The organism is Guptibacillus spartinae (genome assembly GCF_028610625.1).
GTDB classification, from domain to species: Bacteria; Bacillota; Bacilli; order Bacillales; family Guptibacillaceae; genus Guptibacillus; species Guptibacillus spartinae.
Genome location: NZ_JAQQWU010000011.1, coordinates 1 through 12,394, shown reverse-complemented (window position 1 = coordinate 12,394; position 12,394 = coordinate 1). Strand labels below are relative to the sequence as shown.

The following is a 12,394-nucleotide window of genomic DNA, read 5'->3' as shown; positions in this document are numbered from 1 at the left end:
GCACCAGTACATATCCCTGTTAACGGAATACCACTTTTGCAAATAGAAATAATGTTGCTGGAAAGTTGTTAGTGAACTTCACAAATGTTCTCCATTTAAAAAACATTGAGAGTTGAAGGATTTATCCTTTTGTCACTCCCAAGTACCTACAATTTTGTTTCCCGCTTTGTCACAAATTTACACGTTTTTCAAATTGAAAAATGTCTAAGTACATTTGGCTCCTTTACCTCAAGAGGGATATTGAGTGATGCCCGCCCGATTACTTGAAATTAGGATATTTCTTTGTGCCTTTTCTTCTATACCTCTCAATCTCTCGTACTAAAAAAGCCCTTGTTTCCAAGGACTTGTGCACTTCTTTATTTAACTGCGTTGGAACCGGTTTAACTATGTCTTCATGATTTTTCCAAGTCTTCTTTAATCGCATCAATCTGTGCGGCATAAGTTTCTACCTTCTCACCCAGATCCCCCCACAGTACTTTCCTATTCTGAACCATCCGCTCAACAACTTGTGGGTTTGGTCCCCCCGTGATGTTTCTTCTTTCAATAAACTTAGAAGGGTCACAAATGTGATGCCAATCTTCTTCTGAAAGTTGGACACAACCGATCCATTCGTTTACTTCAGAAAGGTTTACTTCATATAGCTCTTTCTTTGCCTCGTTTGCTTTTCTACTTACGAAGCTCGAAATCTGGTGAGCCTTTCGAAATGGCACATCATAATCTCTAGCAAGGACGTCAGCTAACTCAGTGATCGTAATCATATTTGTTTTGGCTTGTTGGAGTGCGCGTTCCTTGTTAAATTTCATTGTAGTCATAACAGCTGTTAAGAGCTTTGTAACACGATTGGCTTTATGGAACCCGTTATAAAGATGCGGTTGCAAGTCATCTTCTGTATCCACAATATCGCCATATGGCGTATTATGAATCATCTGAATGACACTTAATCCTTCTCCAACGGCACTGCTAGCCAGCGCTCTTGAATGTTCCAGGGATACCGGGTTTCTTTTCTGAGGCATGATGCTACTCACCTGGACATAAGCATCCGAAACTTTTAGTAAACCCACTTCATTAGAGGCCATACGAAGAAGCTCCTGAATCCACCTGCCCATGTTTGTCATCAAACTAACTAAGGTGAGACCCGTTTCTAGCAAATAGTCTCCTGTTCCAATCGCATCATAGGAATTTTCCATCACGTCATCAAACCCTAGTAGCTCAACCATTCGTTCTCGGCTGATCGGAAAACCAGTCGTAGTAATCGCAGCCGCTCCCATCGGAGAATGGTTGACTGTATGATACGCTTGCCACAAGCGGTCCACATCTCTCGATAGATTATCGGATATGGCGAGGAGATAATGACCAAAGGTTGTTGGCTGCGCAGGCTGCGTATGCGTGTGGGCGGGCATGATCGTATGAAGATGGTCTTCCGCTTGCATAACAAGTGATTGGCCTAGTTTTTTTACGTTCTCCATCAGATCGAGCATATGATCTCGAATCACGATCCGATACATCGCTTCACCCATATCATTCCGACTCTTTGCGATATGCATCTTGCCTGCTAAATCGTCACCAATTACCTTCGCCACTTCGGCTTCCACAAGAAAAAAGAAATCTTCGTACTCTGGGACATAGTTGAGTAACGTCCTCTCCATCTTTGCCACTTCATTTACGCCTTCCAATATCTTCTTTGCCTCAGCATCAGTGAGCATTTTTTGTTCTTTCAGCATCGTTGTATGCGCGCGATGAATCATAAACATGGCATCAAATAAGTAGTCACGCTGGTCTTTAAAAAGCGGTTTGAGCAGCTCGTTTACGTAGGTTTTCCCGGGAAAACTGGATCCATCCTCTAACTCAAAGTCTTCTTTACTCATATTTATGGTTACACCTCTTTTAGTTTGAGCGTATTAACTGGTTTCACTCCAAAGAATGTTTCATTATTGTTTAGTGACAACATACTAAAAAGAGCATAACCCAGTGTGGTTATACTCTTTACTACATATATGTTGCTGCGGCTGAATAGCAGCTTGAACTAGGGCAATGCCACTTAACTTAAACCAATTGAGATCACTAAGAATCGTCCCCCACTGATTCTAGCCCATATTATTGCTCCAATCCCGCTATCCCGAAGCCCCCGGCACCAGAATGAGTTGAAATCATACCGCCCGCTTGGATCCATCTTATATTTTGAAATCCACTTTCTTTGGCAACCTCATCCATCCGCTGCTTGATCTTTTCATCAAGACCGATCGAATAAATAAAATAAAGCTGCTCTCGATCGATGTGGAATTCATTTAAGTAATCTCTCAAAAGCTTTTCACTAGCTCCAATCATTTTCCCGCGATACTTCTTTGTAGACATGAGCTTTCCATCCTTCAACTCGATACATGGCTTTATTCTCAATAGAGCTCCAACCAGTGAAGCCATATTGCTTACCCTTCCTCCTGCTTTAAGAAAATCAAGGCTGCCTGGGATGAAAGCCAGTCTTGATTTAGAAACGGCTGCCTCTATTCTTTCAACTAAGCGTTCCGGTTCAATGCTAGGTTCTTTTTCTAAATCTTTAGCGGCATATAATACAACTGCAGCTAATCCACCAGTAACGTTCAGAGCATCAATGAGAAAAATGTCTTCAAATTCTTCCGCAGCAATGACAGCATTTTGAAAAGAAGAAGATGCTTTTGATGTATAACCAATATGTACAATGATGCAATCTGGGAATTTCTCTCTTATAGTTGCAAAAAACTCTTGATACTCATGAGCATTTGTAGAGGTAGTAGAAGGGATTTTCTTCGTTCGTTCGTAATAGTCATAAATATCCTGGACCGGCAATGAACCGTCTAAATAATCCTTACCATCCATAATGATGTGCATGGGAACGACTTGAATATCATAAACTTCAACTAAATCATCCGGTACGTCGGCGCCGCTTTCGGTCGATAAAATTATTCTTCGCATGCTATCTCCCCCTTGGTTAAATTTAGTTCCTTCACTCTTTCTACACTATGCTTTAACTATACAGGAGAAAACCTTGTTAGCAGTGTGATTCATTTTCTTTGCAGTACTATGTGCAAATTTGATTTGAATTCTACTGCAGATGTGAAAACCATCTTCTTTTGTTTCTCTCAAATTCCTGCCTACATCTCAAAACCACTAATAACATAAAAAAAAAGACCCGATCCCGAAAATGGAATCAGACCCTTCTGTTAATCTGCTTGATAACTTTTCCTTGCATTTAATAATGTTTAATTGACGGTCACTGTGTTTCATCCCTTTCTATTTTAACGTTCCCAGGTTTCCTTTCCCATTATCTACGGTTAAGGAGTAATCATCGTCCCTTACCGAAGCATAAAAGATATGTTTTAGACTTGAAACACCTGCTGCTTTAATTTCTTTTAACAACCATTCTTTGTCTTTATGAATGAGTTCTAAATTTTTATATTGTATTTTCCCCTCAATGACAACCGCAATAGGAAGACCACTATAATCGACATCACAATTTAAAATTTTGGGTGTCACAGGCATAGACTCTTCTTTAGGAAGGACACTAATTTCTCCATTTGGTTCAAGAATAGCGTATTGAATATTGGTCACGTCAGCATAGCCTTTGCTTCTAATACTTGATAATAATTCTGACAAAGAAAAGCGACTTTTTTTCAAATTCATTTTGATTAACTTGCCATGCTTTATCAATATCGTTGGTTCTCCAATTACAAATCGGTTGAGATGCTTGTATAGACTTAATTTTGATAGTGAGATATGTATGATAATAATAATCGCAATCCCTATTAACGCTTGAGTAACCCCTTCGACTTTGATGGCTTTAATCGCCAGGGTAACAATGAAAAATAAGGCTGTTAAATCATGTGGGGTAAATTGAGCTAAGGCGGACTTCCCCATAAATCGTATAACCACGATGGTCACTAAAAACAATAGGAGTACCGTTACGATAAACGAGAGCATTTAGACACCTCTTTGTATAAACCAGTTATTATAAAAGTAAAAACACAGCAAATCATTCTACTACTAAAAAATACTGTACGTTTAATATCTTTACACTATTCAATTATTTTTATGTTAGCTTCCATATACCGTATCTCTCCTATTGTTACCATCTTTGTACACAAACTTTCCAATTCCAAGACTCTAATTGTGAAAATGTGAAGGAAAGGAAACTTTTCATTGAAAAAAGGTGCCTGAGCCTCGATACGCTTCTAAACTAACGTATCGAGGCTCAGGCACCGAATTCACCAAACGGTTCTTAAACTCATCATTTTCACCAGGGTAGTTTCGAACCCATTATTTCTTCCGCCCAAATACCCTTTAACTCGTTAATCATTTCTATCGATAATCTTCCTTCTGATGCAGCTACATTCTGGTTGAATTGGTGACTATCTTTCGCTCCAGGGATAATAGTAGACACTTCTTGATAGGAAAGAATAAATTGCAGTGCTGCTTGTGCCATTGAACGATCATTTCCCAGAATACGTCGAACTTGTTCGACTAACCTTCCTCTTCGTTCAATTTCTTCTGCACTCCATCTGCTTCTAATTCCGCTAAATCGACTATTCCTATCATACTTTCCTGTCAGCCAACCTGAATCAAGAGGAACCTTGGTAATCACGCCAACCCCTTGACGTTCAGCTGATTGTATCGCAGCCGCTGGCTCTTGATGAAAGAGATTAAACATAACCTCAATCACCTGACTGTCCGTATTAGTTAATAGTTCATCCATCTCTACTCCAGTATCGACCGAAGCTCCATATGCTCTGATCTTCCCTTGCTTCTTTAGTTTTTCCAGTACTTCAAACTGCGGGCTGTTTCCATTAAGGGTTGAGAATGGCGGGTTATGAAGGAGTAGACTATCAAGATAATCGGTATGTAACCTTCGTAAACTATCGTCTACTGAGCTCATCAGTTTTTCAGGTTCGAAGTTTTGTTCACCATTCGAATGATGGCCACATTTACTGCTAATGACCACCTGGTCTCTTTTTCCTTTAAAAGCTTTTCCAAGCAGTTCTTCACTTTTCCCAGCTCCATAGTTAGGAGCAGTATCAAAGAACGTACACCCGGAATCCATCGCGTTCCTCACTAAATGAATCGCTTCATCCTCTGTCATCTTTCCCCAGTCCTTTTCATTACCTAGTTGCCATGCTCCAAATCCAACCTCGGAGACTTTTATTCCTGTATTTCCTAAGTTGCGGTGTTTCATGAGATAGTTCCTCCTTCTCCACATTCATATTTCTTTTGAAAGCTGTATGTTTACTATAGTTTTTAGTAGGTATAAGAAATAATACATTGTTCATGAGTGGTTACCCTTCTTAGTTATCATACTAACAATATTTCCCTGATTTAACCTAATAGCAAACGAATAAATAGAAGGCAAAACAAAAACCGTCACTAAAAAAAGAATCATTCCAACCTTTCTAACAAAGAAAGAGGCGCCATTCTTAACAGAATAGCGCCTCTCTTATAAATAAGATCTTTTATTCCTTTTATCATCTAACACTCTAATAAGCTGGAGGGATACTTTGCGGAAAGTGAAATACGTTCATCGGGTCATATTTTGATTTTACTTTCCGGAGTCTATCAAAATTCGTTCCATAATAAGCATGGCCATAGTTTTCAATGTTAAAATCCGGAACGTTAACATAGGATCCCTTGGAGAACGGCTTTAACATCTCGCGGGTTCTTTCCACTAAAGCAAGATTTCTTCGAGCATCTGAAGGATTTGTCCAGGTTGCACTCCACTCAAAATAATATTTTGGGTCACGCCAGAAGAATGCAGTGTCTTTTGGAGATATTCTACTTACTTCACCACCCCAGTTGAGAAAAAAGAAGTTGGATTCGGTTCCGGTTGCTTCCTCAAGAAAACGGCGCATGACTTTTATGGCTTCATCTGGAAATGGTTGAAAACCATATGATGATGAAAATTTATTCGCCATGTCTGACGGAATTGGGTCAGGGACAAGCCACTGGTCAACGACGGATGGCCAGGATGAAGTTTGAATGTTAACCTCTGTTGGCGTACCCGTTCTTAATAATGGTTTTAATAAATTGGTTAACTCCGCTTTTGAACCTAAAAACAGTCCTGTTGCTTGCAGTAACCCATTGTTTTTACTAAAAACCTCCAATATAGCGCCTAATCTATCGTCAACAAAAGGAGCCCACCTTTGCCAAACCTTAACTACCTCTTCCATTTGGTTCCATGGCCATGTAATACTATAAATCGTAGCCTTTGTAGGTGCACGATGCAATTTCAGCGCGTATTCTGTAGCGATTCCGAAATTTCCTCCTCCACCGCCGCGCGAGGCCCATAAGAGGTCAGAATGATTATTATAATCAGCTTTTAGTGTTCTTCCCCTGGCATCAACCATTTTTACTCCAACAAGGTTATCACTAGCTAAACCGATCGTGCGTTGAATTGGTCCAATACCACCACCCAGTGTAAGACCGGCAATGCCGACGGACGGACTATCCCCAAAAGGAAACATAAAGCCTTTTTGAGCTAAAGTCTTTACAACCGGACCTACATCGTTCCCGGTTTCTACAAGAGCTATTTCCTTATTACTATTTAGGCGAATTCGAGTCATCTCGCTGACATCGATCGTGATGCCATCTTTTACAGTAGCCATATTTCTTTCCAAGGAATGGCGCCCACCTCGAGCACGAATAGGAACATTGTTTTCTCGTGCCCATTTAATTGCATTACACACATCATAATGATTTTGCGCGAATACAATCACTAGAGGAAATGTGTTAGTATACGGATTCCAATTTAGCCGTGCCTCTTCATAGCCGGGTTCGCCTTTAAAAATCACTCGGCCCGTCAATTTCGTTCCTGATTTCAATCTATCCACTCCTTCTATTATCACTAAATATCAATACAAATAATTTAGTAATACTATCTTATGCACGGGTATGAAGAGGGGAGTAAGCAAGTATCAGGTGAATTTTGAGTTTAAGAGAAATCGGGTTCTTACGAATCGTGGGGAATTGTGGGCGAATCGTGGGGACGGTTCTCACGATTCATTGTTTTATATTGATAAAATACCCAAACAAGTAAAAACCCCTCTTGCATCCGCAAGAGGGGTTTCATAGATGGAGCATAGCGGGCTCGAACCGCTGACCTCTACACTGCCAGCTATATTAGAATAGTAAAATCCGTATTATAGCAATAAATTGCGTTCATCAGAACACTTATATACTATTGCTTTTATGTAGTTTGTGAAATTTCGTGAACAATTAATTAATCAACAATACTTATTCTACAACTTTTTCTTTTCGGTGAATCACTTCTTTTATGTCATAAACTTGAACATCAATACATTCAAATAATTCTGGATTAAATATAGCTATATTAAATCCCTCTGGATTCATAGTACTTTTATACCTTATTCCTTCATGTCCTTTGCTTTTTAAATAATCAGATATATATTGGGTTGGTAAATAATCAAGTACGCTATCGCCCCTCCTAAGCGGCTTGGCAATTTCATCACTTATTTTCCTAAGATGTTCTTTGTTTACAGCATGTTGCTCTAATCCTATTTCTGAGAAAGGACTTATCTTATCTAGGGTAATAAAATCTATTAATTCAATATCTCTTTTTAACCTAAAGGTACCAACTGTTATGTAATCATGTGTACCCGCTCTTATTTCATGAATTGTAGTATCAATATTGTTAGATAAATACAAATAACTAATACCTAATGGATTTGCCCTTCCATCTGAGGCTTTTCCAATCGGTGGACAACCCATCTCATTAATTGAAAAACCTTCTTCTTGTTGAGAAATTCTTGCCCTATAAAAGGTTTGTTCTTTTTTATAGGAGACTTTTACATAATCACAGAAAATATCTAAGACGTTAGTATTGATAAAATTTGTATTAAATCTATTATGATACTTTATTTCTTTCACAAAACTTTTCCAGTCATTTGTTTTTAGGAGAGAGTTTGATTCCAAGTAATCGCTTTCATTTAATACCAAAATACTAATAGGTGTATTAAACAAGTCTGAAGTCTCATTGTATTTCTCAGCACAAATGTTTTTCACTAAGGGATATATCTTATCTTTCTCAATGTTAAAAATATTCCACCTATCGTCTAACTCATTCTTTAGTAAGTATTTCTTTTCCATTGGAAAATCATCAGGTAATTGTGATTCAGGAGTATATATTTCTAATAATCCATTAAAACTATCTACTAATTCATCATTTTCTTCAGTATCATATATATACCCATTTCTTTTTCCACAAGTATCACACTCAGATTCTACTTTTTTTCCAATACCTTCAATAATAGCTTTTATTTCCGGGTCTTTAAAACATTTAGTGCAACAAATCATCCTTTATTTACCCCATCAAAATATTGACTAATTAATTCTATATGGTGCATAATTGATAGTTTTTTCACAGTACCTAAACCTGGGTATGAACCCTCGTTATAATGTTCCATAAATTTTCTTATACCATAAGTATCTATATCTACAGTATCCTTCCATAAAGCTAACTTTTCGAGTGCTTCATAAAATTTACCTGCAGGATCGGAAATATCGTCATTTGATTCTGACACAAAATGTCTTATCCTTAAATTCATTTCTTCATCATAATATACAATATGTATAGCTACAGCATATGGAGCAAAGCCAGACTCCAAGTATTCTTCACCCACTACAGAGTAATCAGAAAAACCTATAAAACCATCTTCTTTAAAAAATAAATGATCATCGGAAAAAAAGTTGCTTTCAATATCTTTATAATCTGAATTTCTTGCCTCTTTTTCAAATCTATTCGCAATTGATACTCGGCGATCTTTAACTCTTCTCATAAATGCTTTTTTGTCTGGTATTAAATTATATTTTGGATTCTCAATATTGAATATATCAAGATAAATATCTAAGGAATCCTTATCTTTATTAATTACTAAGAGTTCATTTTTTTCTTTACCTTGTTCAAAAATCGGACTTAATTCTTCTCTGCTGTTTTTATTCATTATGTGGGATAAAGTAATATTAGAGTTATGAATAAACTCATCAAATTTTTGTGTCCAATCACTCTTTTTTAACATCGTAATTTCCTTGTTAAAGTTACCTACTTTTGGATTGTGTATGACTGAAATTTCCCTTTCATTATCTATAAATACTTTTAGAGTTTTAATCAAAGTTGCAGATGGTTTGATTGGTTCGATTATTGGATTGATTCTCTCACTTATTAGATCTAATTCAATTAATTCTCTGAGAGCTAAAAGTTCATATTGTCTCCCCCTCAAGTACGGTAAATACATAGCTAACCCCTCCAATGTTTTATTAGAAAATTATTTAATTTTAAATAGTCGTTTTTTCTATATTTTGAAAAGTATACCATAAATTTCAATTCATAAGGGACACTTTTATATTCATCTATCTCAATAAAACCCCTTTGTTTTAGTTGTTGAATTACATATCGATAAGCTAAGTCTATTTCTATGCTGGCAAACATCTTATAACATGTTTTATAGTACTTAACCTGAGAGGTAACAGGAAGCTTTCCATAATGAGAAAGAAGTATATTTTCAAATTCATACTTCCTTAAAACTTTAAATAGTACTGTATGATCTAACTTTGAATTATCTTCTTGAGGTTTTTGCCTTGTACTTATTGTATTTCTATCAGTTAATATACAAATTCCTACATTTGTATCTTCCAACATTCTTTTGGCCTTCTGATAATTCGATTCTGATGTCACAACACAAACGTTGTTGAAAGCTTTATAATAATCATGGAGCTGGCTATCCAAACGATCAAAGGTATCTAATTCAGTTTTTATTTCATAAACTGTCGCTTTTCCATTAATTAATACAAAATCAGCTTTTGACTTATTGATGGGAATTTCTGATAAAGCAGTGGTTGTGTTTAAACTATGCCTTCCAAGTAGGAGTTTGTTTAAAAGTGTGTTTTTATAATAGTACTCATTTCTATATTCTTTCTTCAAGTAATTATAAATTTCACTAATTAATGCTCTATTCTTTGTTGATGTGATATTATTTACGTATCTTTCTACACATGTACTATATAAAGAATTATCATTTTCATTAATTAGGTCCATAAATATATTACGAGTAAAGAGTCTATTTAAAAGCATATTGTTACTCATATCTATGTCCCTCCTTATTTTTAAGCTATATAATTCCCATTTATATCATAGCATATGGTAATTCTTAAGTAATTCTTTTATAATCTTTTAACTTTTGGTTACTCTCTTTTATATAATTGAAGTAATCACATAAATTCATTTTGGTACCTTGAATGTAATTAATGCTCCTCAGTTATTATCCGTTCTTTAACATCACTTCTTTAAATTATTGGATTGTTAAAGTGTTTAGCAAATTGCTGCTACAAATCTAAGTTACTCACACCTATTTCTTCTCGAATCTGATTTAAATAGTACAACTTATTACTCATCTATCACTCACTTATATATAGCTAGCTATATTCTTTAAATGAATTAATTTCCCCTTTTAACAATTTTATAATTAGAAAAAAACCGATGAGTTAACTTATCGGTTTTTTCTAATTTGTTTATCCACTTCTTTGTTTTCTTCTAAACCATTCTCATATTCCTTATATTGAGTCAACGGTACGGTTCTCACAATTAACCATCTACAAACTACTCAGTCTTTAATTCAGTGTATTCTTCAAAGTTCTTCTCTAGATTCACAACACACCTCATCCATTTAAAATATAATTTTAATTAATGTTCTACTATTCCTGTTTAAGTTGTTTATTTATTAGTAACTTAACTACTGTTAGTTGATATCCATTTAAAAAACTCTGTTTTTAAAACCCTTTTACTTCTTCCAAACTTCATTACCGGGAAGTCAGGCCGGTTCATAATTTCGTAAGCAGTTGGTTTTGATACATGTAAAATTTCACTAATATCTTTTGCAGTCAGAATTATAGGGAAATCTTCAATTCCCCTATACTTTTTCATTATAATTACTACCATCTCTAACTATTTCGACATTGTTATTCATTTCTTCTTTTTCATGTTTATTTATCCAACTTTCTAATAACCTCAATGCATTCTCTCTTTTTCTATTATCTTCTTCTTTTCTTTTATTTAATGACATAAAAACAACCTCCTTTTTAGGAGGTTGTTCAGATATACTATTAAGAATTACACTGCAACCTTATAATTGCAGCAGACAAAATTCTGGAGGATTAATTATTTTCAAAGGACTATTTTGAGAAATAATTGTGAAATTCACTTGTGTTGGTATTACCGTTTGCATACTCCCAGTTTTTATATCGAATTCTTTAACTAAATCTAGCAAATATAATATATCTTTGTAGGGACTATCTTTATTGAATAACTCAATAATAAATCCACCATTCATTGATTCCAACCGAATAAAAATATCCTCTGAATCTTCAGTTTCTAAAATTATGCCCCTTACATCATGGCTCTTTTGTGAAGAACAAGAAGCAAGTATTTCTAGAAATTCGTTTTCTTTCATTCTTGATCCTGGTAGGTAACGGAAGTAATTTTCGCACCATTTTTCACTTGGGATTTCTTCTTCCAACCAATCAATTGGAACTCTACTTAATAATGCTATAAAAGCAATAAACTCTTTATTGAAATCAACGTTCGTTTCAATATTTCTTATTTTGGGTTTTGCTTTTGCTCTTGGACCAGATCTCTTTTTACCAATAAATCGAGCAATTGGATTAAAGCTAATTCCATATTTTTCATAGAGTGCCTGTTGACTGAATCCAATAATTTCTTCGTTCATTAACACTAACCGACGTTTTAATAAGGAAAACTTTAATAAATACTTCCTATATAGATCCATATCTTCTCTAAGCTTTATCAATTCGGGCCAAGCAAGTGTATTTCGTTTACCTGAATCATTATGAATATTTATATATTCCTCATCACTTCTTTTATTATGAAGGAATTCTAATGCTTTTTTATAACACATACCTTCATAAGAATCGTTTAATATATCAAGATTAGAACTTGGCTTCTTTTTCATATTCCTCACCAAGTTCAAATTAACTCAATATAAGTAACATTTCTCTGTTGCAATCTTATGATTGCAGACTTTTATAGTTCTTATTCTCTGCTTAAAATTACTTATATTAGTAAGAAAGAACAGGGCAGATATAGTTTTCAATTGATTTTTTATATTAATTAAATAAGAATTTCTAATACTTTTTCTCATTCTTTTCTCCATATCCTCATCCCCTTTCATGAAATTAGTAATAATTAAACAGCATTATTTTTAATTCCAATAAATGAGCTGTTTATTGCAAAATAGAAGTGCAGACCTTTGCAACAGAAAAATGCAGAGTCCTGCACTTATTTTAATAAGGGCATAAAAAAAAAGACTTGCCAGTCACCCCAAGTCCCTCTAACGTAATTGGTGTC

General features: G+C 35.4%; 11 protein-coding genes. All 11 read right to left on the bottom strand.

Features of this window, described 5'->3' with window-relative positions; genetic code table 11:
• Nucleotides 1–392: 392 nt before the first annotated feature.
• The 11 genes from argH to PQ511_RS16985 all read right to left on the bottom strand — a co-directional run bounded on the left by argH (nt 393) and on the right by PQ511_RS16985 (nt 11,999).
• Nucleotides 393–1,865, bottom strand: coding sequence for an argininosuccinate lyase (gene argH / locus PQ511_RS17035; RefSeq protein ID WP_273853125.1), 1,473 nt, complete (start codon nt 1,863–1,865; stop codon nt 393–395).
• 229 nt (nt 1,866–2,094) lie between these two features.
• Nucleotides 2,095–2,946, bottom strand: a complete 852-nt coding sequence (locus tag PQ511_RS17030; protein ID WP_273853124.1) for a DegV family protein — start codon at nt 2,944–2,946, stop codon at nt 2,095–2,097.
• A gap of 318 nt (nt 2,947–3,264) precedes the next feature.
• Nucleotides 3,265–3,951: a DUF421 domain-containing protein gene (locus PQ511_RS17025; RefSeq protein WP_273853123.1), complete on the bottom strand. Its 687-nt coding sequence runs from the start codon at nt 3,949–3,951 to the stop codon at nt 3,265–3,267.
• Nucleotides 3,952–4,264: 313 nt separating this feature from the next.
• On the bottom strand, nt 4,265–5,200 hold the full coding sequence (locus PQ511_RS17020) for an aldo/keto reductase (RefSeq protein ID WP_273853122.1): 936 nt from the start codon (nt 5,198–5,200) through the stop codon (nt 4,265–4,267).
• Nucleotides 5,201–5,498: 298 nt separating this feature from the next.
• Nucleotides 5,499–6,839: an FAD-binding oxidoreductase gene (locus PQ511_RS17015; RefSeq protein ID WP_273853121.1), complete on the bottom strand. Its 1,341-nt coding sequence runs from the start codon at nt 6,837–6,839 to the stop codon at nt 5,499–5,501.
• A gap of 412 nt (nt 6,840–7,251) precedes the next feature.
• On the bottom strand, nt 7,252–8,331 hold the full coding sequence (locus tag PQ511_RS17010) for an RES family NAD+ phosphorylase (RefSeq protein ID WP_273853120.1): 1,080 nt from the start codon (nt 8,329–8,331) through the stop codon (nt 7,252–7,254).
• On the bottom strand, nt 8,328–9,269 hold the full coding sequence (locus PQ511_RS17005) for a sce7725 family protein (RefSeq protein WP_273853119.1): 942 nt from the start codon (nt 9,267–9,269) through the stop codon (nt 8,328–8,330). Before PQ511_RS17005 ends, PQ511_RS17010 begins: the two co-directional genes overlap by 4 nt.
• A gap of 2 nt (nt 9,270–9,271) precedes the next feature.
• Nucleotides 9,272–10,117: a sce7726 family protein gene (locus tag PQ511_RS17000; RefSeq protein WP_273853116.1), complete on the bottom strand. Its 846-nt coding sequence runs from the start codon at nt 10,115–10,117 to the stop codon at nt 9,272–9,274.
• Nucleotides 10,118–10,759: 642 nt separating this feature from the next.
• On the bottom strand, nt 10,760–10,954 hold the full coding sequence (locus PQ511_RS16995; protein ID WP_159787660.1) for a helix-turn-helix domain-containing protein: 195 nt from the start codon (nt 10,952–10,954) through the stop codon (nt 10,760–10,762).
• Entirely contained in the window at nt 10,941–11,093 is a 153-nt protein-coding gene (locus PQ511_RS16990; RefSeq protein ID WP_273853115.1) for a hypothetical protein, read from the bottom strand. Before PQ511_RS16990 ends, PQ511_RS16995 begins: the two co-directional genes overlap by 14 nt.
• Nucleotides 11,094–11,153: 60 nt before the next feature.
• Complete coding sequence (locus tag PQ511_RS16985; RefSeq protein WP_273853114.1) at nt 11,154–11,999, bottom strand: hypothetical protein; 846 nt, start codon at nt 11,997–11,999, stop codon at nt 11,154–11,156.
• Nucleotides 12,000–12,394: the final 395 nt, after the last annotated feature.

Coding starts and splice junctions, on each gene's coding strand:
- argH (WP_273853125.1), bottom strand. CDS start 1,865: ATGAGTAAAGAAGACTTTGAGTTAGAGGATGGATCCAGTTTTCCCGGG.
- PQ511_RS17030 (WP_273853124.1), bottom strand. CDS start 2,946: ATGCGAAGAATAATTTTATCGACCGAAAGCGGCGCCGACGTACCGGAT.
- PQ511_RS17025 (WP_273853123.1), bottom strand. CDS start 3,951: ATGCTCTCGTTTATCGTAACGGTACTCCTATTGTTTTTAGTGACCATC.
- PQ511_RS17020 (WP_273853122.1), bottom strand. CDS start 5,200: ATGAAACACCGCAACTTAGGAAATACAGGAATAAAAGTCTCCGAGGTT.
- PQ511_RS17010 (WP_273853120.1), bottom strand. CDS start 8,331: ATGATTTGTTGCACTAAATGTTTTAAAGACCCGGAAATAAAAGCTATT.
- PQ511_RS17005 (WP_273853119.1), bottom strand. CDS start 9,269: ATGTATTTACCGTACTTGAGGGGGAGACAATATGAACTTTTAGCTCTC.
- PQ511_RS17000 (WP_273853116.1), bottom strand. CDS start 10,117: ATGAGTAACAATATGCTTTTAAATAGACTCTTTACTCGTAATATATTT.
- PQ511_RS16995 (WP_159787660.1), bottom strand. CDS start 10,954: ATGAAAAAGTATAGGGGAATTGAAGATTTCCCTATAATTCTGACTGCA.
- PQ511_RS16990 (WP_273853115.1), bottom strand. CDS start 11,093: ATGTCATTAAATAAAAGAAAAGAAGAAGATAATAGAAAAAGAGAGAAT.
- PQ511_RS16985 (WP_273853114.1), bottom strand. CDS start 11,999: ATGAAAAAGAAGCCAAGTTCTAATCTTGATATATTAAACGATTCTTAT.